Source organism: Pseudomonas sp. MT3, from assembly GCF_054720805.1.
Genome location: NZ_JBTVPY010000020.1, coordinates 38,921 through 63,448, shown reverse-complemented (window position 1 = coordinate 63,448; position 24,528 = coordinate 38,921). Strand labels below are relative to the sequence as shown.

General features: G+C 66.1%; 16 protein-coding genes. 3 read left to right on the top strand and 13 right to left on the bottom strand.

The window, feature by feature from the left end; all coding sequences use genetic code 11:
• Positions 1-326: 326 nt before the first annotated feature.
• Together gabP and ACYCAX_RS19795 are read right to left on the bottom strand one after the other, a co-directional pair.
• Positions 327-1,718: a GABA permease gene (gabP, locus tag ACYCAX_RS19800; protein WP_460248666.1), complete on the bottom strand. Its 1,392-nt coding sequence runs from the start codon at positions 1,716-1,718 to the stop codon at positions 327-329.
• A 244-nt stretch (positions 1,719-1,962) separates the two neighbouring features.
• The gene (locus ACYCAX_RS19795; protein WP_460248665.1) at positions 1,963-3,231 is read right to left on the bottom strand and encodes an MFS transporter; all 1,269 of its coding nucleotides are present in this window, start codon (positions 3,229-3,231) and stop codon (positions 1,963-1,965) included.
• Positions 3,232-3,682: 451 nt separating this feature from the next.
• Here ACYCAX_RS19795 and ACYCAX_RS19790 point away from each other — a divergent pair, with 451 nt between their 5' ends.
• Positions 3,683-4,591: a LysR family transcriptional regulator gene (locus ACYCAX_RS19790; protein ID WP_294976807.1), complete on the top strand. Its 909-nt coding sequence runs from the start codon at positions 3,683-3,685 to the stop codon at positions 4,589-4,591.
• An 80-nt stretch (positions 4,592-4,671) separates the two neighbouring features.
• Positions 4,672-5,439 (top strand): ParA family protein, encoded by a 768-nt coding sequence (locus tag ACYCAX_RS19785; protein ID WP_015479229.1) that lies wholly within the window; start codon positions 4,672-4,674, stop codon positions 5,437-5,439.
• Between the two features lie 52 nt (positions 5,440-5,491).
• On the opposite strand, the gene ACYCAX_RS19780 is transcribed toward ACYCAX_RS19785, so the two are convergent.
• From ACYCAX_RS19780 to ACYCAX_RS19745, 8 genes are all read right to left on the bottom strand, one after another.
• The gene (locus ACYCAX_RS19780) at positions 5,492-6,298 is read right to left on the bottom strand and encodes a universal stress protein (RefSeq protein WP_460248664.1); all 807 of its coding nucleotides are present in this window, start codon (positions 6,296-6,298) and stop codon (positions 5,492-5,494) included.
• A 77-nt stretch (positions 6,299-6,375) separates the two neighbouring features.
• The gene (locus ACYCAX_RS19775) at positions 6,376-6,819 is read right to left on the bottom strand and encodes a YiiD C-terminal domain-containing protein (RefSeq protein ID WP_294976802.1); all 444 of its coding nucleotides are present in this window, start codon (positions 6,817-6,819) and stop codon (positions 6,376-6,378) included.
• Between the two features lie 103 nt (positions 6,820-6,922).
• Positions 6,923-7,357 (bottom strand): thioredoxin TrxC, encoded by a 435-nt coding sequence (trxC, locus tag ACYCAX_RS19770; protein WP_294976800.1) that lies wholly within the window; start codon positions 7,355-7,357, stop codon positions 6,923-6,925.
• A gap of 544 nt (positions 7,358-7,901) precedes the next feature.
• Positions 7,902-9,179, bottom strand: coding sequence for a bifunctional O-acetylhomoserine aminocarboxypropyltransferase/cysteine synthase (locus ACYCAX_RS19765; protein ID WP_460248663.1), 1,278 nt, complete (start codon positions 9,177-9,179; stop codon positions 7,902-7,904).
• Between the two features lie 114 nt (positions 9,180-9,293).
• The gene (selO, locus tag ACYCAX_RS19760) at positions 9,294-10,754 is read right to left on the bottom strand and encodes a protein adenylyltransferase SelO (RefSeq protein WP_460248662.1); all 1,461 of its coding nucleotides are present in this window, start codon (positions 10,752-10,754) and stop codon (positions 9,294-9,296) included.
• A gap of 58 nt (positions 10,755-10,812) precedes the next feature.
• Positions 10,813-14,175: a mechanosensitive channel MscK gene (mscK, locus tag ACYCAX_RS19755; protein WP_294976795.1), complete on the bottom strand. Its 3,363-nt coding sequence runs from the start codon at positions 14,173-14,175 to the stop codon at positions 10,813-10,815.
• Positions 14,176-14,258: 83 nt separating this feature from the next.
• A complete protein-coding gene (locus ACYCAX_RS19750) occupies positions 14,259-16,001 on the bottom strand; it encodes a potassium/proton antiporter (RefSeq protein ID WP_015479222.1) in 1,743 nt (580 codons plus the stop codon).
• Between the two features lie 258 nt (positions 16,002-16,259).
• Positions 16,260-18,077: an acyl-CoA dehydrogenase gene (locus tag ACYCAX_RS19745; RefSeq protein WP_460248661.1), complete on the bottom strand. Its 1,818-nt coding sequence runs from the start codon at positions 18,075-18,077 to the stop codon at positions 16,260-16,262.
• Between the two features lie 133 nt (positions 18,078-18,210).
• On the opposite strand from ACYCAX_RS19745, the gene ACYCAX_RS19740 reads away from it, so the two are divergent.
• Complete coding sequence (locus tag ACYCAX_RS19740; protein ID WP_015479220.1) at positions 18,211-19,047, top strand: 23S rRNA (adenine(2030)-N(6))-methyltransferase RlmJ; 837 nt, start codon at positions 18,211-18,213, stop codon at positions 19,045-19,047.
• 71 nt (positions 19,048-19,118) lie between these two features.
• On the opposite strand, the gene msrA is transcribed toward ACYCAX_RS19740, so the two are convergent.
• The 3 genes from msrA to aceF form a co-directional block, all read right to left on the bottom strand.
• The gene (gene msrA, locus ACYCAX_RS19735; RefSeq protein WP_460248660.1) at positions 19,119-19,766 is read right to left on the bottom strand and encodes a peptide-methionine (S)-S-oxide reductase MsrA; all 648 of its coding nucleotides are present in this window, start codon (positions 19,764-19,766) and stop codon (positions 19,119-19,121) included.
• Between the two features lie 110 nt (positions 19,767-19,876).
• The gene (locus ACYCAX_RS19730) at positions 19,877-22,576 is read right to left on the bottom strand and encodes a putative bifunctional diguanylate cyclase/phosphodiesterase (protein WP_015479218.1); all 2,700 of its coding nucleotides are present in this window, start codon (positions 22,574-22,576) and stop codon (positions 19,877-19,879) included.
• A gap of 274 nt (positions 22,577-22,850) precedes the next feature.
• Positions 22,851-24,527, bottom strand: coding sequence for a dihydrolipoyllysine-residue acetyltransferase (gene aceF, locus ACYCAX_RS19725; protein WP_460248659.1), 1,677 nt, complete (start codon positions 24,525-24,527; stop codon positions 22,851-22,853).
• Position 24,528: the final 1 nt, after the last annotated feature.

Genomic DNA, 24,528 nt, shown 5'->3' with positions numbered 1-24,528 from the left:
GCGGAGTTTCAGGGGCACGCTGCGAAGGGCCATCCCTGGCCCATCGCAGCTCTCGCGACATCCATGTCGCTCAACCCCTGAAACTCCGCTTCAACGAGGCCTCCTGAACGGGGCATTCGGCGTGCGCGGATATTTCTCTGGCAGACCTTAAGAGCCAGAGCCAGAGCCAGAGCCAGAGCGGAGCATCGGCTCTTCGTAGGACCGAGGGGGACGCCCAGTCCTTGCTCGCGAACCGCACGGCACGGTGCTCCACGACGCAATGAAAAAAGCCCCGCTCTGCAGCGGGGCTCATTTCCTCAAAGAGCCTCAAGCCCCATCAGAGTGCATCACGCAGCATCGCCCACCAGGCCGGCGGCGCGCTGGGACTTGCGGCGGTTGGACACCAGCAGGCCGGAGCAGACCACCACGACGGTCAGCAGGGTGGTGGCGACCACTTCCATGCGATGGTCCGGACGGATCAGCATGGTCACCAGGGCGCCGACGATGAAGAGGATTACCGCCCAGGTCAGCCACGGGAACAGCCACATCTTCAGCTTCAACTGGTGGCCCTGGGAGAGCAGCTTCTTGCGCATGCGCAGCTGCGACAGGGCGATCACCAGGTACACCAGCAGAGCGATGGCGCCGGAGCTGGCCAGCAGGAAGTTGAACACTTCGGCCGGGGCCAGGTAGTTGGCGAAGGTGCAGAGGAAGGCCATGGCGGTGGACAGCAGCACGGCGTAGACCGGGGTGCGGCTGGCGCTGGTCACCTGGGCGATCTTCGGTGCGTCGCCACGCTTGCTCAGGGAGTACATCATGCGCGAAGCGGTGTAGAGCGCCGAGTTCAGGCAGCTGGTCACCGAGACCAGCACGATGATGTCGACGATCAGCTTGGCGTACGGGATGTGCAGGTGTTCCAGCACGGTCTGGTAGGAGCCCATGCTCACCAGGCGCGGGTCGTTCCACGGTACCAGGCAGACCACGATCAGGATCGACAACAGGTAGAACAGCGCGATACGCCAGATCACCGAGTTGGTGGCGCGGGTGATCTGCTGCTCCGGGTCCTTGGACTCGGTGGCGGCGATGGTGACGATTTCCGAACCCATGAAGGAGAACATGGTGGTCAGCAGCGCGGCGAGCACGGCACCCCAGCCCTTGGGCAGGAAGCCTTCGCTGGTCAGGTGGCCGATGCCGGAGACTTCGCTGTTGGGCGAGAAGCCGAAGATGGCGGCGCAGCCCAGGACCAGGAAGGCGATGATCGAGACGACCTTGATCAGCGCCAGCCAGAATTCGAACTCACCGTAGTTCTTCACGCTGAACAGGTTGGTCACGGTCAGCGCGGAGGTGATCACGAAGGCCAGGATCCAGATCGGTGTGCCGGGGAACCAGGCGTGGATGATCGCGGCGGCGGCGTTGGCTTCCAGCGGGATCACCAGGACCCAGAACCACCAGTACAGCCAGCCGATGGTGAAACCGGCCCAGTGGCCGATGGCGCGATCGGCGTAGGTGGAGAAGGAGCCGCTGTCCGGCTGCGCGACGGCCATTTCGGCCAGCATGCGCATCACCAGCACCACCAGCAGGCCGGCGATCAGATAGGAAACCATGACGGCCGGGCCGGCCTCGGCGATGGCGTGGCCGGAACCGACGAACAGGCCCGCGCCAATGGCACCGGCGATCGAAAGCATCGTGACGTGACGATTTTGCAGGCCCTGGGAGAGCCCGGAAGAGGGGGTGCTGCTCATGCTTTACCTACAACTACAGGAGGGAATTGCGTACTGCGGGAGCCGAGGTCCGTTTCAGGATTCCAACAAGTCGTGCGTTATTCTTTACGCAAGGATCGAGCCACATTTTGTTACGACTTTGGTCGTAGGGTGGGAAGAAGCGCTACAACGCCCGCATGAAAGGCGTTGTAGGGAGAGAGGGATTTATCTTGGTACGACCGTCATATGTCGTTTTTGGATAAATTTTACAAAGTGTGTGTAGAAACTACCCGCGCCTGGCAAGTGCTGGGAGATCGCGCGGTAACACTGTCAGGCGTGCCAGGTGCAGCGCCACCAGGACGGCGATCACCAGCAGGCCGGCGATGAACAACCCCACGCCATTCCAGCCGTACTGGTGCCAGAACAGACCGCCGGCAGTACCGGCGACGCTGGAGCCGACGTAGTAGCTGAACAGGTACAGCGACGACGCCTGGCCCTTGGCCTTCAGGGCACGACGGCCGATCCAGCTGCTGGCCACCGAATGCGCGCCGAAGAAGCCGAAGGTGAACACCAGCAGGCCGACCAGTACCAGGGCCAGCGGTTGCAACAGGGTGACCAGCACGCCGCCGAGCATCAGCGCGATCATCGCCCAGAGCACCTTGCGCCGGCCCAGGCGATCCGCCAGGGAGCCGACCCACGCCGAGCTGTAGATGCCCGACAGGTAGACCACCGACAGCACGCCGACCAGTGCCTGGCTCAAGTGATACGGATCGGCCAGCAGACGGTAGCCGATGTAATTGAACAGGGTGACGAAGGCGCCCATCAGCAGGAAGCCCACGAGGAACAGCCAGGGCAGGCCGGCATCACGGAAATGGCCGCGGAAGCCTTCGGCCAACTGGCGCGGTCTGAGCGGCGCCGGGCGGAAGTTCCTCGACTCGGGGAGGATGCGCCAGAACAGCAGCGCTGCGGCCAGGGCGAGCACGCCCAGCGTGGCCAGCGCCACATGCCAGTTCACGTAGTCCACCAGCACGCCGCTGATCAGCCGGCCGCTCATGCCACCGATGGCGTTGCCGCCGATGTACAGCCCCATGGACAGGCCGATGTGCTGCGGGTGGATTTCCTCGGCGAGGTAGGTCATCCCCACCGCCGCCAGGCCGCTGAGAGCCAGGCCGAGCAGCGCGCGCATCAGCAGGACGCCGTGCCAGGTCGGCATCACCGCGCTGCCGAGGGTGAACAGGGCGGCGAAGATCAGCGAGGCGACCATGATCGACTTGCGCCCGATGGCATCGGAGATCGGCCCGGTGACCAACAGGCCGAAGGCCATGGTGATGGTCGAGATCGACAGCACCAGGCTGCTCTGCGCGGCGGTCAGGCTGAAGGCTTTGGATAGCACCGGCATCATCGGCTGCACGCAGTAGAGCAGGGCGAAGGTAGCGAAGCCGCCGGAGAACAGCGCAAGCGACGTGCGCATGAATTCCGGGGTGCCTTTCTCGATGTAGGTTTCGATCTCTTCGACGACGCGCGCCATGTCGCCGTTGGCTTCGCGCGCGCCCATCAGTAGACCAGGCGACAGGTCGGCTGGATCGTTCGCGGCCGATGGCTCTTGTACGACGGCCGGCTTGGCCGCAATGGAAGGTTCTTCCCGCAAAGCCCGCAGGGCAGGTTGACTCACGACACACCTCGGATAGGCGACAGCAGAGCGCCTGGAGTGGCGGCAAGGGCCCGCGCGGCCAGGCAAGGAGCAGGTTGGTAGTCGTTATTGGGCTTGTGTGGAAAGGATAAGGAGCGGGCTTTATTATTTCCAATATATTAATCGACACGTTTGATTCGTTTTACGAATCACTGACGGAGCCACGGTGCTTGAACAGGTTCGCGAGCAAGCTCGCTCCTGCAGTTCGGCGGCGGTGCTCCTTGTAGGAGCGAGCTTGCTCGCGAACCGCACGGCACCCAGCCGATCGCGGACAGAGTCCACTCCTACTGAGTGCCGACACTTCAGCGAGGGCTTCATGGAACTGCGACACCTGCGTTACTTCATCGCCGTGGCCGAAGAGCTGCACTTCGGGCGCGCCGCCGAGCAACTGGGGATTTCCCAGCCGCCGCTGAGCCAGCAGATCCAGGCGCTGGAAGAAGAGATCGGTGCGCGCCTGCTGGAGCGTACCAACCGCCGCGTGGCGCTCACCGAGGCGGGGCAACTGTTCCTCGCCGAGGTGCGGCTGGTGCTGCAGCAGGTCGATCGTGCGGTGCTGCTGGCGCGCCGGGCGCACCAGGGCGAACTCGGCGAACTGAAGATCGGCTTCACTGCCTCCGCCCCCTTCACCTCGACCCTTCCGCGCAGCATCCTGGCCTTCCGCCAGGCCTATCCGGATGTCCACCTGGATCTGCAGGAGCTGAGCAGCGGCCAGGCCGTCCAGGCGTTGCTGGAGGAGCGTGTACAGGTTGGCCTGATCCGGCCGGTGCCGCTGCCGGAGACCCTGGAGGCGGTGGAGCTGTTCAGCGAGCCGTTGGTGGCGGTGCTGCGCGCCGATCACCCGCTGGCCGAGTCCAGCCAGGACGGCCTGGAGATCGCCGCGCTGGCAGACGAGCCTTTCGTGTTCTTCCCCCGCAACTACGGCACCGGCCTCTACGCCCAGTTGCTCGCCCTGTCGCGGCAGGCCGGCTTCAGCCCGCGCATCGCCCAGGAGGCCGGCGAGGCGATGACCATCATCGGCCTGGTGGCCGCCGGGCTGGGCGTCAGCATGCTGCCGGCCTCGTTCCGCCGTACGCGGGTGGACGGTGTGGTCTACCGCACGCTGCTCGATCCGGGGGCGACCAGCTCGGTCTGGCTGGTGCGCCGGCGCGACGAACGCTCGCCGCTGGCGCAGTCCTTCATCGACCTGCTGACCCGCGAGGTAGCCGCCTTGCGCGCGGATGGCTGAACCGTTCGACGGAGGGCTCGCCGTTGTCATGGGCATTGCATAGAATCCGGAGCACTCGAATGGCTTCCGGAGGCAGGCTCATGCGGCGCGTGGTGTTCAATCAGAAAGGTGGAGTGGGCAAGTCGAGCATCGCTTGCAACCTGGCGGCGGTCAGCGCGGCGGAGGGGTATCGCACGCTGCTGGTGGACCTGGATGCCCAGGCCAACTCGACCCACTACCTCACCGGCCTGACCGGCGAGGACCTGCCGGTGGGAATCGCCGATTTCTTCAAGCAGACCCTCGCGTCCGGCCCCTTCAGCCGCAAGGGCAAGGTCGATATCTACGAAACTCCGTTCGACAACCTGCATATCGTCACCGCGAGCCCGGAACTGGCCGACCTGCAGCCCAAGCTCGAGCAGAAGCACAAGATCAACAAGCTGCGCAAACTGCTGGACGAACTGGCCGACGACTACGATCGGATCTACCTGGATACCCCGCCGGCGCTGAACTTCTACACCGTTTCGGCTCTGATAGCCGCCGATCGCTGCCTGATTCCCTTCGATTGCGACAGTTTTTCCCGCCAGGCGCTGTACGGGCTGCTGCAGGAGATCGAGGAACTGAAGGAAGACCACAACGAAGACCTGGAAGTCGAAGGCATCGTGGTCAACCAGTTCCAGCCGCGTGCCACCCTGCCGCAGCAGTTGCTGGATGAACTGGTCGAGGAGGAACTGCCGGTGCTGCCGGTCTACCTGATGAGCTCGGTGAAGATGCGCGAGTCGCACCAGGCGTGCACTCCGCTGATCTTCCTGGAGCCGCGGCACAAGCTGACCCAGCAGTTCGTCGAGCTGCACAACCTGCTGGAAGCCTGATGTCCTGACGGTCGAGCGGCGCTTCCGGCCCGGGAGCGTGCGCAGTGCCGCCTCATTGCGAAATGAGGATGTCGCACGGTGGCCGGCGCAGGAAATAGCGGGTCGAGCTGCCGAGCATGGCCTGCTCGATGGCGCCCCGGCTGCGGCTGCCGAGGACCAGCAGGTCCGGCATCCATTCCTTCAGGGCGGTTTCCAGCGCCTGCTGGAAGTTCCCCGATTGCACCGCACAGAGCAACTGCGGCCCTTCGGCCGGCAACTGCGTGCGCTCGTCCTGTAGCGTCTGGCGCAGCAGCGCGCGCTGGGTTTCCAGATGTTCGTCGGCGCGGCCGGTCTTGCCTGGCTGATAGGCGTTGAGCGCCAGCAGCGCGGCGTCGGTCGGCAGCAGCCGGTAACCGGCACGCCAGGCCTGGCAGGCGCACAGGGACAGGTCCAGGCCGGCCAGCGCCCTGGCGTAGGGCGCGGCGGACTCGTCCACTGCCAGCAGGATCGGCGTGCGGCAATGGCGGGCGATGCGCTCCAGAGTGGTGCCGTCGAAACGCTCAAGTAGTTGCTGGTGATGCGCACCGACCAGCAGCAGGTCGGTCTTGAGCTCCTGCGCCGCCTGGGTAACGGTGGTCGCGGCGCGGCCCTGGCGGATCAGCAACTGATAGTCGGCGATGGCGTTGGCCACTGCGGCGTCGCGCAGCGCGACCTCGGCAGCCTCACGGACGGTGTCCATCATGCGGTCGGGGAAATACTCCTCGATCACATGCAGCAAGGTGACGTGCGCACCGTGCTGGCGGGCCAGTTGGGCGGCGCGGCGTACCGCGATGTCCGCTTCTACGCTGAGGTCGTGGGCGACGAGCAGGTTCCTGTACATGGTGGCTTCCCTCTGTGGCGCATCCACTGTCGCGCCACGTAGGAAATTTCACCTTGATACAAGGCAACGGCCTGTCGTCAGCGGCTGCGCAACTGATAGATGGCGTGGCTCTCGGCAACGACGGTGCCGTCTTTATCCTTGAGTTGCAGGTCGAGGACGAAGTCGGACTTGCCGTTGTGGGTCGCCTCTTCGGCGATGCGCTGGATTTCTTCCTCGCTGAGCCAGGCGTCGACGGTGATGTCACTGGCGGCGGGGCGCAGGAAGCGCAGGCCGGCTTCCTTGACGATGGGGTAGTAGCGCCGCGCATCGAAGCTGGTCAGCATCAGGATGCCACCGGGCAGTTCCGCCACGGTGAACAAGGCGCCGGCGTACATGTTGTGGATGTGGTTCTCGTTGCCCTTGAGCGGCATGCGCAGGCGCACGTGGCCCGGCTCCAGCACTTCGGCCTTGAGGCCGGTGCGCTTGACGAAGGCGATGTGTTCTTCGGTGAGCTGACGGATGAACTCTTCGGGATAAGGCATGGGTGCGCTCCGGTTCGCCTGTTTGTCGTCTGCCCAAGGTTAGCTGCGCCGCGCGGCCTGGCAATGACCGCGCGGATTGACCGGAACGCTCAGGGGCGAGGCTTCAGATACCGTTGCGCGATAGCCAGTCCAGCAACTGTGGCAGTGGCATGGCGCCGCTCTGGCGCGCGACTTCCTGGCCGTTGCGCAGCAGGATCAGGCTGGGAATCGAGCGGATGCCCAGGCGTGTGGAGAGGTTCGGGTTGGCGTCGCTGTCCAGCTTGGCCAGGCGCACCTTGCCTGACAGGCGTGCGGCGGCCTGCTCGAACACCGGCGCGAAGGCCTTGCATGGGCCGCACCAGTCGGCCCAGACGTCCACCAGCAGCGGCAGGTCGCCCTTGGCCTGGGCGGCGAAGCTGGCTTCATTCAGCTCGAAGGGATGGTCGACGATGACCGCCGACTGGCAGCGGCCGCAGCGCGGCGCATCGCCCAGGCGTTCGGCGGGGACGCGGTTGAGACCGTTGCAGTGCGGGCAGGGGATGATCAGGGAATCGGACATGCTGGGGCTCCAGAGGCTATGAGGCCAAGGTGGAGGCTTGCTTGTGAATAATCAACTGCGAGGAGCATCCGGTTCTTCGGTCGGCTGATCCGCGGGATATGCCACCCGGCATGGTTCTGGCGTCTATGGGGGCTCGCTATTCGAGTTGGATGGCTTTTGTCTCGCCCCTTCGGGCGAGTCTCTTTTGGCCAATACCCCAAAAGGTCTTGCCTCATCATCCGGCCCCCGACAGGTTCCTACCCCAATGCCATACAAGCGGAGCTTGTCCGCGAAATCCAGCGCGGCGGAATTTACGCGGACAGGAAAGCACAGGTGTTTGCCGACAACCTGTAGGACCGAGGGGGACGCCCAGTCCTTGCTCGCGAACCGTCCAGAACCGATGCGGCCGGATAATTCTGTTCGCGAGCAAGCTCGCTCCTACGAAAAGCAACCGCTCACAGTCCGTAGGGCGAATAACGCGTAGCGTTATCCGCCGCGATGGGTGTCGCTTCGCTCCACGCCATCCTGCGAAAACATCCACGCTGCCGGCACGCGCCGCTGGTCATCAGCCCTCGGAGGCCTGCAGCGACTGGGCGAGGTCGGCGAGGATGTCGTCGATGTGCTCGATGCCGATGGACAGGCGCACCATGTCGCGCGGCACGCCGGCCTTCTCCAGTTCCTCGTCGTTGAGCTGGCGATGGGTGGTGGAGGCCGGGTGGCAGGCCAGGGACTTGGCATCGCCGATGTTGACCAGGCGCACCACCAGCTTCAGCGCGTCGATGAAGCGCGCACCGGCCTCCTGCCCACCCTTGATGCCGAAGGAGAGGATCGATGCCGGCTGGCCGCCCATGTAGCGCTGGGCCAGGGGGTGTTCGGGGTGATCCGGCAGCCCCGCGTACTTCACCCAGCTCACCTGCGGGTGCTGCTTGAGGTACTGCGCGACCTTCAGGGCGTTGTCGCAATGGCGCTCCATGCGCAGTGCCAGGGTTTCCAGGCCCTGCAGGATGAGGAAGGCGTTGAACGGGGAGAGCGCGGCGCCGGTGTTGCGCAGCGGCACCACGCGGCAGCGGCCGATGAAGGCCGCGGGGCCGAAGGCTTCGGTGTAGGTGACGCCGTGGTAGGACGCATCCGGCGTGTTGAGCAGCGGGAAGCGCGCCTTGTTCTCGGCCCAGGGGAATTTGCCGGAGTCCACGACCATGCCGCCGATGCTGGTGCCGTGGCCGCCGATGTATTTGGTCAGGGCGTGGACCACGATGTCGGCGCCGTGCTCGAAGGGCCGGCAGAGGATCGGCGTGGCGACGGTATTGTCGACGATCAGCGGCACGCCGTGGCGATGCGCGGCGTCGGCCAGGGCCTGCAGGTCGACGATGTTGCCCGCCGGGTTGCCGATGGATTCGCAGAACACCGCTTTGGTGCGCTCGTCGATCAGGGCTTCGAGGGCGGCGATGTCGTCATGGGGCGCGAAGCGGGTCTGGATGCCGAAGCGCGGCAGGGTATGGGCGAACAGGTTGTAGGTGCCGCCGTAGAGCTTGGCCACCGAGACAATGTTGTCGCCGGCCTCGGCCACGGTCTGGATGGCGTAGGTGATGGCGGCCATGCCCGAGGCCACGGCCAGCGCGCCGACGCCGCCTTCCAGTGCCGCCACGCGCTCCTCCAGCACCGCGTTGGTGGGGTTCATGATGCGCGTGTAGATGTTGCCGGCGACCTTGAGGTCGAACAGGTCGGCGCCGTGCTGGGTGTCGTCGAAGGCGTAGGAGGTGGTCTGGTAGATCGGCACGGCCACGGCCTTGGTGGTCGGGTCGGGGCTGTAGCCGGCGTGGATGGCCAGGGTTTCCAGTTTCATTGTTCGAGCATCCTGTTGGCAGAAAGGTCCGAGGATGCGAGCGGCGGCCGGCTCCGGTCAATGACCGGGAGCAATGCGGGGCGGGCGCCGCTAGATCGCTTTTCGCTGAGCCGCTCAAGACGAGCAGCTGATCTCCAGGTGACGGCCCCAGTCCGGCGGGCGCCGGGTGAAGACCTCGGCGTCGGGCTGCTCTTCGAAGGGTTTGCTGAGCACTTCGTGCAGCCGCCGTACCACGCTGAAATCGCCTTGCTCGGCGGCGCTGATGGCTTCCTGGGCGAGGTAGTTGCGCAGCACGTAGAGCGGGTTGACCGCATGCATGCGGGTGCGGCGGTCGTCCTGGCTGCCGCCTTCGCGCTCGACGCGGGCGCGGTAGTCGGCGGCCCAGGCGTCGAAACTGGCGAGGTCGACGAAGTCCGCGCGGACCACGGCCAGCGCCTGCTCTGGTGCCTGTTCGCCGAGGCAGCGGAAGAACAGCGAGTAGTCCACCGCGCCTTTCTGCATGGTCTGCAGCAGGCGCTGTACCCGCTCCAGGTCGCCGTCTTCGGCGCGGGTGAGGCCGAGGCGGCGGCGCATCAGGTCCAGGTAGTGCGCCTGGTAGAGCGGCAGGAACAGGTCCAGCGTGGCGCGCAGGTCGTCCACTTCGACGAAGGGCGTCAGCGCCTGGCCGAGCGCGGCGAGGTTCCAGTGGGCAATGGGCACCTGGTTGCTGAAGGCGTAGCGGCCGGTGTCGTCGGAGTGGTTGCAGATGTGGTTGGCATCGAAGTCGTCGAGGAAGGCATAGGGGCCGTAGTCGAAGGTGATGCCGAGGATCGACATGTTGTCGGTGTTCATCACGCCGTGGCAGAAGCCATAGGCCTGCCAGAGGGCGATCATCTCGGCGTTGCGCTCGACCACTTCGCGGAAGAACGCGAGGTAGGGTTTTTCGTCGGCCAGGCACTGCGGGTAGTAGGCGTCGAGGACGAACTCGCCGAGGGTGCGCAGGTGTTCTTCCTGCTTGGTGTAGTAGAAGTACTCGAAGTGGCCGAAGCGCACGTGGCTGGGCGCCAGGCGCAGCAGCATGGCGCCGGTTTCCTTGGTCTCGCGCCACACCGTGGTGCTGGAGCCGGTGACGCACAGGGCGCGGCTGCTGGGGATGCCGAGGGCGGCGAGGTATTCGCTGGCGAGAAACTCGCGGATCGACGAACGCAGCACCGCGCGGCCATCGCCCATGCGCGAGTAGGGCGTCTGCCCGGCGCCCTTTAGGTGCAAGTCCCAGTGCTCGCCGGCGTCGTTCACCACTTCGCCCAGCAGCAGGCCGCGGCCATCGCCCAGGCGCGGGTTGTAGGCGCCGAATTGATGGCCGGAGTAGACCATCGCCCGGGGTTCGGCGGCGTCCCACAGTTTGTGGCCGGCGAAGATTTCCGCGAACACCGGGTCGTCCGCTTCGCTCGGGGCGAGGTCGAGCAGCCTCATGGCCGAGGGGCTGGCGATGACCAGGCGCGGGTCGGCGATGGGGTCGGGCAGGACTTCGGTGGAGAAGACATCGCCCAGGCGGGCGAAGCGGTTATCGAAGGTCAGTTGGTCGAGCTTTTTCACAATCTAACTCCGGACAAGTCCGAGCATTGTGCTCGGACTTGTCCGAAGGCGTCCACCCTCAGGCCTTGTCGCCGCTGGGCTTGTCAGTGCCCTGGGGGGCGCTGATCTTCACCGGTGTGGCGGCGGGCTGCTGCTGCCCGACGATGACCTGCGCTTCCTGACCCTGGAAGTTCTTCAGGAACACGTCGACCTGGTTGAAGGCCATGTCGATGTTGTTCTCGCGGAAGGCCAGGGCGATGCGGGTGAGGGTTTCGTCCACCGCCGGGTTGCGGTCGCCCAGTTCGCGGACGTGGAAGCGCAGTTCGTAGTCGAAGGTGCTGGCGCTGATGGTGGTGAAGTACAGCACCGGCTCCGGGTCGCGCAGGACGCGCGAGTTGCTGTGGACGGCGTCGAGCATGATCTTGCGCGCCAGCGGCAGGTCGCTCTCGTAGGCCAGGCCGATCTTGATGGTCACCCGCGTCACCGTATCGCTCAGCGACCAGTTCACCAACTGGCCGGTGATGAAGGTCTGGTTGGGGACGATGATTTCCTTGCGGTCGAAGTCGGTGATGGTGGTGGCGCGGATGCGGATGCGGCTGACGGTGCCGGACAGGTTGCCGATGGTCACCACGTCTCCGATCCGCACCGGGCGCTCGAAGAGGATGATCAGGCCGGAGACGAAGTTGGAGAAGATCGCCTGCAGGCCGAAGCCCAGGCCGACCGACAGCGCGGCCACCAGCCATTGCAGCTTGTCCCAGCTCACCCCGAGGGTGGACAGCGCGCTGACGATGCCGACGCCGCTGATGGTGTAGGACAGCAGGGTGGTGATGGCGTAGGCGCTGCCCTGGGCCAGGGTCAGGCGCTGCAGCACCAGCACTTCCAGCAGGCCGGGCAGGTTGCGCGCCAGGGCGACGGTCACGGCGGCGATGACCAGCGCCATGATGAAGTCGCTCAGGCTGATCGGCGTGGTGGACGCCGCGTCGCCGGTGCCGCTGGTGTACTGGTAGAGGGTCACGTTGTCCAGGTAGGAGACCACGCTGATCAGGTCGGCCCAGACCCAGTAGAGGGTGACCACGAAGCCGATCAGCAGGCCCAGACGGATCAGGCGCATGGACTGGTCGTTGATCTGCTCGATGCCCAGGGTCGGCTCTTCCACCACTTCGGTGCCTTCGATGCCTTCCTTGGGCGCGTTCTGCCGCTTCGACAGCGCGCGCTGGTAGGCCAGGCGGCGGGCGGCGACGCCCATGCCGCGGACGAAGGTGGCTTCCACCACCATCCAGAACATCAGCAGGAACAGGGTGTCGATCAGCCGATCGGTGAGCTTGAGCGCGGTGTAGTAGTAGCCGAAGCCCACGGCCAGGAACAGCGCCACCGGCAGGGCGGTGAAGCCCAGGCCGACGATCATCTTGATCATCGACGGGCGCTCGCTGGACGGGCTGTTGAACAGCAGTTGGGCGAGCAACCAGGTCATGGCGGCGTAGCCGAAAAGCACCACGGCGATACCGATCACGTCATCGGCCAGGGAGGCCGGCGAGTGCTCGGCGACCGTGACCACCGCGACCAGCGACATCACCACCAGGCCCAGGCGGCGCATCAGCTTGCCGAGGAACAGTACCTGCGGCTGGCTCCAGTGGAAGTGCCGTTCGGCGATGCCGCCCGGACGCAGGATGCGGTGCGCGGTGTAGAACACCAGCCAGACCTGCGCCATTTCCAGCAGCGCGCTGCCCAGGGTGGCGTTCTGACCGCGGGCGTCGAGCAGCAGGGCGAGGCCGGCGATGGCCAGCGCCAGGGTGCCGGGCAACGCCAGCAGCACGGCGAGCAGCAGGGCCAGCGGGGTGTGGGCCTGGCTGTCGCGCTTGAAGTGGCCGATGTCGTCGTTCAGCGACTCCAGCTTGTCGTAGAGGAAGCGGCGCTTCCACAGCAGGCCGGCGACCAGCAGGAGCAACGGGAGGAACAGGAACGGGCGGTCGATCAGGCCTTCGCCCAGCTCCTTCACGCCCGAGCCCCAGGGCACTTCCGACAGTTGGTGGTGCAGCAGCGTGGGCGTCATCTTGAACCAGGACAGGTCCAGCGGGCGGTTGCTGGGGATCCAGAACATCTGCTCGTCGAGGGTGTCGCGCAGGCTGTCGCTGGTTTCCTTGAGCTGTTTCTGGTTCAGCTGCAGGGTGATGGCTTCGTTGAGCAGCGCGTTCAGTTCGTGGTTGAGGCGCTCCATCAGCTCCAGGCGGGTGTCGACCAGCGTTTCCAGGTCATGGCGCAGTTGCCGGGTGACGCTTTCCTGCGGCTGCTGGGCCAGCAGGTTGTCGAGATAGACCTGGGTGTTGTTGATCTCGTCGCGCTTCTGGTTCAGCTCGAACTGGTACAGGCGCAGGTCGGCGATTTCGTCGGCCAGGTCCCGGTCGGTCTTGATCACCGGCAGGGACTGCTTCTGCTGGTAGAGGATCTTCGCCAGCAGCAGGCTGCCGCGCAGTACGTTGATCTGCTCATCGAGCGCCTGCTCGCCCTGGGTCAGGGTGTCGAGCTGCTGCTTGGCTTCCAGGTTGCGCCGGGTCAGGGTGTTGAGGCGGTCGGTGGTGCGCAGCAGATAGTCGGACAGCTTGAGGTTGGCGGCGCTTTCCTTGCTCAACAGGCTGTCGGTGCCGGCGGCCTCGGAGTCCTTGGACAGCTCGGCGACGGTCTTCTCCGACTGCTCGCGGCGCTTGTCGCTGATCATCGCCTGCAGTTCGAGGGTCTCGCGTTCCTCGCGGCCGATGCGCTCGGCGAGCAGGTCACGCTGGCTGGAGGCGAGGTCGAGCAGCAGGTTGTTGCCGGCCAGTTGCTGGCGCAGGAGCAGGTTCTGTGCGGTGAGCGCGGCCTGTTCGGCGAGCAGCTCGTCGCGGTGCTCCTCGCCTAGCGGCTTGCTGCTTTCCTTGCCGGCCTTGAGCACGCCGGCGATCTCCAGCAGGCGGGTCTGGTTCTTGCTCAGGTCGGCCTGGGCGCGTTCCGGGCGGGTCTGCGCGGTCAGGATTTCGCTCTTGGCGTCGATGATTTCCTTTTGCCAGGCGGCCAGTTGGGCAGACTGCTCGTTGAGCACCATTTCCAGCTGGGTGGCGCTGTAGCCGTTGTAGCGCTGGCTGGCGGGCTTCTCGCTGCTGCCCTTGAGGCGATTCAGGGTCTTCTGGTTCTCGCTGATCAGGCGGGACGCGTCGGCGAGCTGGCCCTTGAGTTCGGCCAGCTGCTTCTCGCTGTCGGCCTTGGCCGCCAGCAGCTTGAGAGTGTTCTCGAGGCTGGCCTTGATCGGCTTGGCGTCGGTGTCGGGCAGCTTGCGCTCGGCAAGGCCGTCGAGGCTCTGCTGCACCTGTTCGGCGCTGGGCGGAGCGTTGTCGGCGGCCAGCGCGGGCAGGCCGGTGAGCGGGCCGCCCAGGAGGACGGCGGTCAGCAGGGTACGCAGCAGGAATGACATGGTCGCGGTCAGCGGCTCGTGCGGAAAGTGGAGTGAGGTTAGTGCTGGCTGACCGGCGCCCGCAAGCGGGCGCCGGTGGGCGGTCAGAGGAACAGGCCCGGGCCGGGCCGGCCTTCGGGGAATTTGACCCCGACCTTGCGGATCTTGTTCCCATCCAGGGCGGCGACGGTCCAGGTCAGGCCGTTCCACTCCACCTGGTCGCCGATGATCGCCTGGCCGCCGATCTCGTGGGCGATGAAGCGGCCCAGATGCTGTTCGCCGTCCACGCCTTCGAGTTTCAAGCCATAGAGCGAGGCCACGGCGGAGAGCTGGGCGTCGCCTTCGAGGACGAAGTCGCCGAAGAAGCGCGCGCTCAGACCGCGATCCGGCGCCTGGCTGAACAGCTTGCCCAGCGCGGAGAGGTCATGCTCGTGGCCGATGACGCAGAGGATGTCGTCGGCCTCGAGGATGGTACTGCCCGACGGGTGCAGCAGCTGGGTGCCACGGAACAGTGCGGCGATGCGAGTGCCCTCGGGCATCTTCAGCTCGCGCAGGGCGGCGCCGATGCACCACTTTTCCTTGCTCAGGTGGTAGACGAACAGCTCCCACTCGCTGGTCGGGTGGACTTCCAGGCCGGCGCGGGAGATCGGCGCCGGGTCCGGCGGCACGATCACCCGCAGCAGCTTGGCGGCCCAGGGCAGGCTGGTGCCCTGCACCAGCAGCGACACCAGCACGATGAAGAAGGCGACGTTGAAGAACAGTTGCGCGTTGGGCAGGCCGGCCATCAGCGGGAACACCGCGAGAATGATCGGCACCGCGCCGCGCAGGCCGACCCAGGCGATGAACGCCTTCTCGCGGCCGTGGAAGGCGCGGAACGGAATCAGGCCGACCAGCACCGACAACGGGCGGGCGAAGAGGATCATCCACAGTGCCAGGCCCAGCGCCGGCAGGGCGATGGGCAACAGGTCGTGGGGCGTGACCAGCAGGCCCAGGACCAGGAACATGCCGATCTGCGCCAGCCAGGCCATGCCATCGAGCATGTGCAGAATGCCGTGGCGGGAGCGGATCGGCTGGTTGCCCAGCATCAGGCCGCACAGATAGATGGCAAGGATGCCGCTGCCGTGCACCGCATTGGCCACGGCGAAGATCAGCAGGCCGCCGCTGATCACCAGCAGCGGGTAGAGGCCGCTGGCCAGGTGGATGCGGTTGATCACCTGCAGCAGCAGCCAACCGCCGCCCAGACCGAGCAGCGAGCCGATGCCGAACTCGCGCAGGAAATGCCAGAGGAAGCCCCAGCTCATGCCGCTTTCGCCGTGGACGAGCATGTCGATCAGGGTGACGGTGAGGAACACCGCCATCGGGTCGTTGCTGCCCGATTCGATTTCCAGGGTGGCAGTCACCCGTTCGTTGAGGCCCTTGCCGCCGAGCAGGGAGAACACCGCCGCGGCATCGGTGGAACCGACGATGGCGCCGATCAGCAGGCCTTCCATCCAGCTCAGCTTGAACAGCCAGGCGGCGGCGATGCCGGTCAGGCCGGCAGTGATCAGCACCCCGGCGGTGGCCAGCGAGAGCGCGGGCCAGAGCGCCACGCGGAAACTCGCCACCCGCGTGCGCAGGCCGCCGTCGAGCAGGATCACGGCCAGCGCCAGGTTGCCGACCAGGTAGGCGATGGGGTAGTTGGAAAAGCCGATGCCGCCGGGGCCATCGGTACCGGCGATCATGCCCACGGCGAGGAAGATGACCAGGATCGGGATGCCCAGTCGCGAGGACAACGAACTGACCAGGATGCTCATGCCGATCAGCACAGCAGCGATCAGGAAATAGCTGTTGATGGCCACGGCATCCAAAGTGTCGACCTCCAGGGAAGTGGGGAGTGGCGACGCTACTTGGGGGATCAGGATGCAGGCCGCATGCCAATTGATTCTAACCTGCGGATTTACAAGGCTGTCAAAGGCTAATTGCGTGGCCAGGGGTGAAGCTTTCAGCAGCCTTTCAGGTGGCTGGCGAGGCGTGCTGCGTTGGCTGCCCCGGAAGTGGGCACGGCGCGTGGCGAGCAGGCATAAAAAAGCCCCGGACGTGACCGGGGCCAGAGGGGCATGCGAGACCTAGAACCAGGAGTCCCGCATGGTTGAACAGGTGTCGTCGCGGGCTTCGAGCAGCGCCAGGTCGTGGTGGCAGGACGGCACTTCCCAGGTCAGGAAGTAGCGCGCGGCCTGCTGCTTGCCGTGATAGAAGTCCTCGTCCGCGGCATTGCCTTCGCCACTGCGGATTCGCACCAGGCCTTCCTCGGCGCGAATGGCCTGCTCCAGCCAGCGCCAGCCGATCACCGCGTGGCCGAAGACCTTCAGGTACAGCGCCGAGTTGGCCAGTCCTTGCGCCACGCGGCCCTGCATCAGGTCGCCGAGCAGGCTCAGGGTAGTCGCCGTCAGGCGCGCCATCAGTTGCTCCAGCGGCGCGCGTAGCGTGTCCAGCGACGGGTGCGCGCTGGCACGCTCGCAGCACTGGTTGATCAGGCGGGTGAGTTGCTTGAGGCCGGCGCCGTTGTTCTGCGCCAGCTTGCGGCCCAGCAGGTCCAGCGACTGGATGCCGTGGGTGCCCTCGTGGATGGGGTTCAGGCGGTTGTCGCGGTAGTACTGCTCCACCGGGTATTCGCGGGTGTAGCCGTGGCCGCCGAGGATCTGGATCGCCAGCTCATTGGCCTTCAGGCAGAACTCCGAGGGCCAGGACTTGACGATCGGGGTGAGCAGGTCGAGCAGTTCGTGGGCCTGCTTGCGTTCTTCCTCGGTGGGCAGGGTTTCACAGTCGTCCACCAGGCGCGCGGCATACAGGCCGAGGTCGAAGGCGCCTTCGACGTAGGCTTTCTGGGTCAGCAGCATGCGCCGCACGTCGGTGTGCTCGATGATCGACACCGGCGCGGAGGTCGGGTCCTTGGCGTCCACCGGGCGGCCCTGCGGGCGTTCGCGGGCGTACTCCAGGGAATACAGGTAGCCGGCGTAGCCGAGCATGATGGCGCCCATGCCGACGCCGATGCGCGCCTCGTTCATCATCTGGAACATGTAGGCCAGGCCGTGGTGCGGCTTGCCCACCAGATAGCCGACGCACTCGCCCTTGTCACCGAAATTGAGGGCAGTGGAGGTGGTGCCGCGCCAGCCCATCTTGTGGAACAGGCCGGCCAGGGTCACGTCGTTGCGCGCGCCCAGGGAGCCGTCGGCGTTGACCAGGAACTTGGGCACGATGAACAGGCTGATGCCCTTCACGCCGGGCGGGGCGTCCGGCAGCTTGGCCAGCACCATGTGCACGATATTGTCCGACAGCGGGTGGTCGCCGCCGGAGATGAAGATCTTGTTGCCGCGGATACGGTAGCTGCCGTCGGCGGCCGGTTCCGCGCGGGTGCGGATGTCGGCCAGGGACGAGCCGGCGTGGGGCTCGGTCAGGGCCATCGTGCCGAACCAGCGGCCTTCGATCATCGGTTGCAGGAACAGGCGCTTCTGCTCGTCGCTGCCGAAGGTCTCGATCAGGTGGCTGGCGCCCATGCTCAGCATCGGGTAGGACGAGGTGGCGATGTTGGCCGACTGGAAGTGCGCGAAGCAGGCGCGCGAGAGCAGGTGCGGCAGCTGCATGCCGCCCTGTTCGAAGCTGCGCGAGGCATTCTGGAAGCCGGCCTCGTTGAAGGCGTCCACCGCCGGCTTCACCTCCGGGATCAGCACCGCGCCGCCATCGACGTACTGCGGCTCGTTCTCGTCGTTCTTGCGGTTGTGCGGGGCGAACAGCTCCTCGGCGATGCCACGGGCGGTGCCCAGGGCGGCGTCGAAGGTCTCGCGGTTGTGCTCGGCGAAGCGTTCGCGCTGGGTCAGGGCCTGCGCATCGAGCACTTCGTAGAGTTCGAAAGCGAGGTTGCGGGAGCTGAGCAGGGTCTCGGACATGGATCGACCTCCGTGGGAATCGCCGCAGTCTAGTCTGGTGAATGAAGCGCGCACAGAATCATCCACGCGCGTGATAAAGGGCTAAAACACCTCGACTACGGCTACACTGCGCGCCTTGAGGAGTCCGCCATCCATGAACTACCGCCACGCCTACCATGCCGGCAACCACGCCGACGTGCTCAAACACATCGTCCTCGCCCGCCTCTTCGCGCTGATGGCGCGCAAGGACACGCCCTTCGCCTACCTCGACAGCCACTCCGGGATCGGCCTGTACGACCTGCTGGGCGACGAAGCCAGTCGCACCGGCGAGTGGGAGTCGGGCATCGGCCGCCTGTGGGAGCGCGATGACCTGCCGGAACTGCTGCAGGATTACCTGGAGGTGGTGCGTGCGCTCAATCCCGATGGCGGCCTGGAGTTCTACCCCGGCTCGCCGGAGCTGGCGCGCCGCCTGACCCGCCCGCAGGACCGCGTGCTGCTCAATGAGCTGCACCCGGAAGACGGCCGCCTGCTCAAGGCCAACATGGCCGGCGAGCGCCGCATCTCGGTGCACCAGGGTGACGGCTGGTTGCTGCCGCGAGCCTTCCTGCCGGTGGCGGAGAAGCGCGGCGTGCTGCTGATCGATCCGCCCTTCGAGCAGCCGGACGACCTGGAACGCTGCGTGACCGCGCTGGACGAGGCCATCGGCCGCATGCGCCAGACCGTGGTTGCGATCTGGTATCCGATCAAGGACCGCCGCCAGCTCAAGCGCTTCTACCAGCGCCTGGAGAAGAGTTCGGCGCCGAAGATGCTGCGGGTCGAACTGTGCGTGCATCCGGCGGATACGGCCGATCGCCTGAACGGCTCCGGGCTGGTCATCGTCAATCCGCCGTGGCCGCTGGATGAGGAGCTGCGCGGCCTGTTGCCGTGGCTGGCGGAGACGCTGGCGCAGAGCGAAGGCAGCAGCCAGGTGGACTGGCTGATCGCCGAATGAAAAAAGCCCCGGCAGTGCCGGGGCTTTTTGTGGTGCTGGACTGATCGCGACGTCTTTATCTAAGAGCAGGCTCAAGCCGGCAGGCAGACGCCGGTGCCGCCCAGGCCGCAATAGCCGTTGGGGTTCTTCGCCAGGTATTGCTGGTGATAGGCCTCGGCATAGTAGAACGGCGGCACCTCGCGGATTTCCGTGGTGATCGCGCCGTAGCCCTTGGCGTCGAGCTCCTTCTGGAAGGCCGCGCGGCTGGCGTCGATGGCGGCCTTCTGGGCCTGGTCGAACCAGTAGATCGCCGAGCGGTACTGGGTGCCGGTGTCGTTGCCCTGGCGCATGCCCTGGGTCGGGTCGTGGGACTCCCAGAACACCTTGAGCAGCGCCTCGATGCCGGTTTCGCGCGGGTCGTACGCCACCAGCACCACTTCGCTATGGCCGGTCAGGCTGGAGCAGACTTCGTCGTAGGTCGGGTTCGGCGTGAAGCCGCCGGCGTAGCCCACGGCGGTGACCCAGACGCCCGGCTGTTGCCAGAAGCGCCGCTCGGCGCCCCAGAAGCAACCCAGGCCAACAACGATCTGCTGCACACCGGCGGGGAAGGGCGCGGTCAGCGGGCGGCCATTGACGTAATGCGCTTCCGGCACCGGCATTGGGCTTTCCCGGCCCGGCAGGGCTTGGGCGGAGCTGGGCAGCTCCAGCTTGTGGGCAAGTATTTGCGAGCGCAGGGTCATGGCATTCGTCTCCTCTGAATAGGGGCGGCAATAGACTCGGATACTCGCCGAAGATTACAGCGTTTTTTCCGTAAGCGGGGATGGTTGCGGGCCCGCCGCGGCGGAGTGCCTCAGTGCGGGCGGCAGGGGTAGCGCTGCAGGCTGGAGGGGAGGTCGTGGCTGGGAATGGGGCGGTCGAACAGGTAGCCCTGGCCGATGTCGCAGCGGTTGCGTCGCAGGAAGGCCAGCTGCGCGGCCGTCTCCACGCCTTCGGCAACCACCTGCAGCTTGAGGTTGTGGGCCATGGCGATCACCGCCGAGGTGATTTCCATGTCGTCCTGGTTGTCGGGGATGTCCTTGATGAAGCTGCGATCGATCTTGATCACGTCGATGGGGAATTTCTTCAGGTAGCTCAGCGAGGAATAGCCGGTACCGAAGTCGTCCATCGCCAGGGTCAGGCCGAGGTTCTTCAGGCGCTCCAGTTGCTGGCGGGTGTCGTCGGTGGCGTCCAGCAGCAGGCTTTCGGTGAGTTCCAGCTCCAGTTGGCAGGCGGGGATGCCTTCCTCGTGGAGGATCGCGGCGATGGAGCCGACCAGGTCGGGGTCGCTGAACTGCTTGGGCGACAGGTTGATGGCGATGTGCAGTTCGCCCAGGCCCTTGGCGGCCAGCTCGCGCACCTGCCGGCAGGCCTGGCGGATCACCCACTTGCCGATGGGGATGATCAGCCCGGTTTCCTCGGCCACGCTGATGAATTGGTCCGGGCGGATCATGCCCTTCTCCGGGTGCTGCCAGCGCAGCAGCGCTTCCAGGCCCAGCAGCACGCCGCTGCGCAGGCACAACTTGGGCTGGTAGTGCACCGCCAGTTCGTCCTGCACCAGCGCGCGGCGCAGGTTGCTTTCGACGAACAGCTTGTAGCTGGCCTCGGCGGTCATCGCCTCGGTGAAGGTCTGCACCTGGTGCTTGCCGTTGGCCTTGGCCTTGTGCAGCGCGAGCCCCGCGTGCTTCATCAGGGTCTGCGGATCGTGGCCGTGTTGCGGCGCGTAGGCGATGCCGATGGAGCCGGTGATGCTGATCAGTTGGTTGTCGACGAACAGCGGCTTGTCGAGCACGTCGAGGATCTGTTCGGCGATCTGCTCGCCACGGCCGGCCACCGACTCTTCGAGCAGCACGGCGAACTCGTTGCTGGCGAAGCGCGCCAGGGTGGTGCTGTCGCTCAGGCTGCTGCGCAGTCGCCGGGCCAGGTTGGCCAGCAGTTTGTCGCCGGTCTGGTGGCCGAGGCTGTCGTTGATCCGCTTGAAGTTGTCGATGTCCACCAGCAGCAGGCCCAGCGAATGCTGGCTGCCGGCTTGCAGGCGTTCTTCCAGGGCGTTGATGAAGAAGTGCCGGTTGGCCAGCCCCGTGAGGTTGTCGCGGTAGGCGAGCTTCTCGATGTGCTGCTGGGCCAGCTTGCTCTGGGTGATGTCTTCGTAGATGCCGATGTAGTGGGTCAGCTCGCCCTTGTCGTCATGGACCTTCGACAACGACAGCTGGCCCCAGTAGGGCTCGAGGTTCTTGCGCCGGCTGCGGAACTCGCCCTGCCAGCTGTTCTGCGTGACCAGGGTGGAGCGCGCGTCGAACAGCAGCTCGCTGAGGTTGGCCAGCGCCGGCAGTTCCGGCAGGCGGCGGCCGCGTACTTCGTCGGCGCCGTACTGGGTGATGGCGGTGAAGCTCGGGTTGACGTACTCCACCAGGCTGTCACGGTCGATCAGCAGGAAGGCGCTGGCGCTCTGCTCGACGGCGCGCTGGAACAGGTGCAGGGCGCTGGAGACGTTGCGCCGCTCGTGGTTCATCAGCACCTGGGCGTACTGGTCGGCCAGCTCGCCGGCGAAGGCGATTTCGTCGCTCTGCCACATGCGCACTTCGCCGACGTGCTCCAGGCACAGCACGCCGACCACTTCGCCGCCGATGCGGATGGTGGCGTCCAGCAGCGCGGCGACGCCCTGCTGGCGCAGGTAGCTCTTGGCCAATTCCTGCGTGCGCGGGTCCTGCAGGGCATTGTGGGCGTCGATGGCGCGGCCGCTGTGGACCGCGTCGAGGTAGTGGGGGAAGCGGCTGGCGTCGATGTCCTGCGGCGTCTCGTACTGGTCGGTGTCGCGACGGTAGACGGTGACGGCTTCCAGGCGGTTGTCCGGGTGCAGGCGCCAGATGCCGGCGCGGGCCACGTCGTAGGCTTCGCAGGCGGCCTGGGCGATCAGTTGCGCGGCTTCGAGCAGCGGGTCGCTGGACAGGTAGCGGTGCCGGGCCAGGCGCACGATCAGGTTCTGCTGGGTGCGCGAGCGCACCAGGTGTTGCAGGTGTTCGTCCTGGGAGCGCTGGTACATCTCCAGGGACATCTTCAGGCGGATGTTCTGGGCTTCCAGGTCCAGCAGGCGCGGGTCCGGTTCGGCGGCCTGGGCATCGCCCTCGTCCTGCAGCAGGTAGCCGTGCAGCAGTTGCCGGCCGTGCTGCTGGAAGGCCTCGCCGACTTCCAGGATGTTCAGCGTACCGCGCGGCGAGTGCAGGCAGTAGCGCACCCGGTAGCGGCCGTCCGCGAGCAGTTGCTGCTGGACCAGTTCATGCAGCCGGTGGCGCGCCTGGGGCTCCATCAGGCTGGCATAGGGGGCGTCGAGGAGGCCGCAGAGGTCCTGGGCGGGCACACCGATCTGGCGCTCGCAGCCCGGGTCGAGGAACAGCAGGGTCCAGCTGGGTTCGTTCAGGCGCTCGAAGCGCAACATCCCGAGCCGCGAGGGGACGGGAAGCTGCGTGACAACCTCGGCCGCCGAACGGCTGGCGGCATCGGGATGACTCTTCATGCGCGGCGGATTTCCAGGGTGCTGGACGAGGTACATGGCCTCGGCCGAGTTCGATAAGCGTTGGCAAGGTTTGCATGAGGCGCTGGGCGCTGACAAGCCACGTCTGTTATCGGCTGTTCGGTCAGGAAGTTGAGCGCTGCGGGTCCGCGGACAGAGTGCCGGCGGGTGGGCAAAAAGAAGCCCTGCCATCCGGCAGGGCTGGAGAGTACGAGCGTGGCGTGCTCGTCGAGAGGAAGACCGGCGCGGGGCCGGCCTTTTACAACACTTGCAGCGCTTACAGGAGCAGGGTGCGGATATCACCCAGCAGGTCGGACAGGCGCTTGGTGTAGCGTGCGGCGGCGGCCCCGTTGATCACGCGGTGATCGTAGGACAGCGACAGCGGCAGCATCAGGCGCGGCTGGAAGGCCTTGCCGTCCCACACCGGCTGCATGGTGGCCTTGCTGACACCGAGGATCGCCACTTCCGGCGCGTTGACGATCGGCGTGAAGCCGGTGCCGCCAATGTGGCCGAGGCTGGAGATGGTGAAGCAGGCGCCCTGCATGGCGTCGGCGGAGAGCTTCTTGGTGCGTGCTTTCTCGGCCAGTTCGGCGGCTTCGGCGGCGAGCTGCAGGAGACTCTTCTGGTCGACGTTCTTGATCACCGGCACCAGCAGGCCGTCCGGCGTGTCCACGGCGAAGCCGATGTGCACGTACTTCTTGCGGATCAGCGCCTTGCCGCTGGGGGCCAGCGAGCTGTTGAAGTCCGGCATTTCCTTGAGCAGGTGGGCGCAGGCCTTGAGCAGGATCGGCAGCACGGTCAGCTTGACGCCGGCCTTCTCCGCAACGGCTTTCTGGGCCACGCGGAAGGCTTCCATCTCGGTGATGTCGGCCGAGTCGAACTGGGTCACGTGCGGCACGTTCAGCCAGCTGCGATGCAGGTTGGCGGCGCCGACCTGCATCAGGCGGGTCATGGCCACTTCTTCCACTTCGCCGAACTTGCTGAAGTCGACTTCCGGGATCGGCGGAATGCCCGCGCCACCGATAGCGCCAGCCGGCGCGCCGGATTTGGCGCGTTGCAGTTGTTCCTTGACGAACGCCTGCACGTCTTCCTTGAGGATACGGCCTTTCGGACCGGTGCCTTTCACTTCGGACAGCTCGACACCGAACTCGCGGGCGACCATGCGCACGGCGGGGCCGGCGTGGACCTTGGCGCCGTCGCGGCTGGGCGCGCCCACCGGAGCGGCTTCTGGCGCCTTGGCCGGAGCGGCGGCAGCAGGAGCCGGGGCAGCGGCAGGAGCAGCAGCGGCCGGAGCCGGGGCAGCGGCAGGAGCAGCAGCGGCCGGAGCCGGAGCTGCAGCCGGCGCTTCGGCGGCAGCGGGGGCAGCAGCGCCGACGACCTTGAGCTTGAGGATCAGGTCGCCGGTGCCGACTTCGTCACCGATCTTGATCGACACGCTCTCCACCACGCCGGCAGCCGGCGAGGGGATTTCCATGCTGGCCTTGTCCGATTCCAGGGTGATCAGCGACTGATCGGCCTCGACCGTGTCGCCGGCTTTCACCATGACTTCGATGACGTTGGCCTTGCCGGCCGAGCCGATGTCCGGGACGTGGATGTCCTGGACGCTGGCGGCGGCGGGCGCGGCAGCCGGCGCCGGGGCAGCGGCCGGAGCCTCTGCCTTCGGAGCTTCCGGGGCCTGCGCCGGCGCTTCGGCCTTGGGCGCTTCGGCGGCGGCCGAACCACCCTCGACTTCCAGCTCGAGGATCTCGTCGCCTTCCTTCAGGGTGTCGCCCACCTTGACCTTCAGGCTCTTCACCACGCCGGCTTTCGGCGAGGGGATCTCCATGCTGGCCTTGTCGGATTCCAGGGTCAGCAGGCTCTGGTCGGCCTCGACGGTGTCGCCGACCTTGACCAGCAGTTCGATGACTTCACCCTGACCATTGCCGATGTCGGGTACACGAATCAGTTCGCTCATC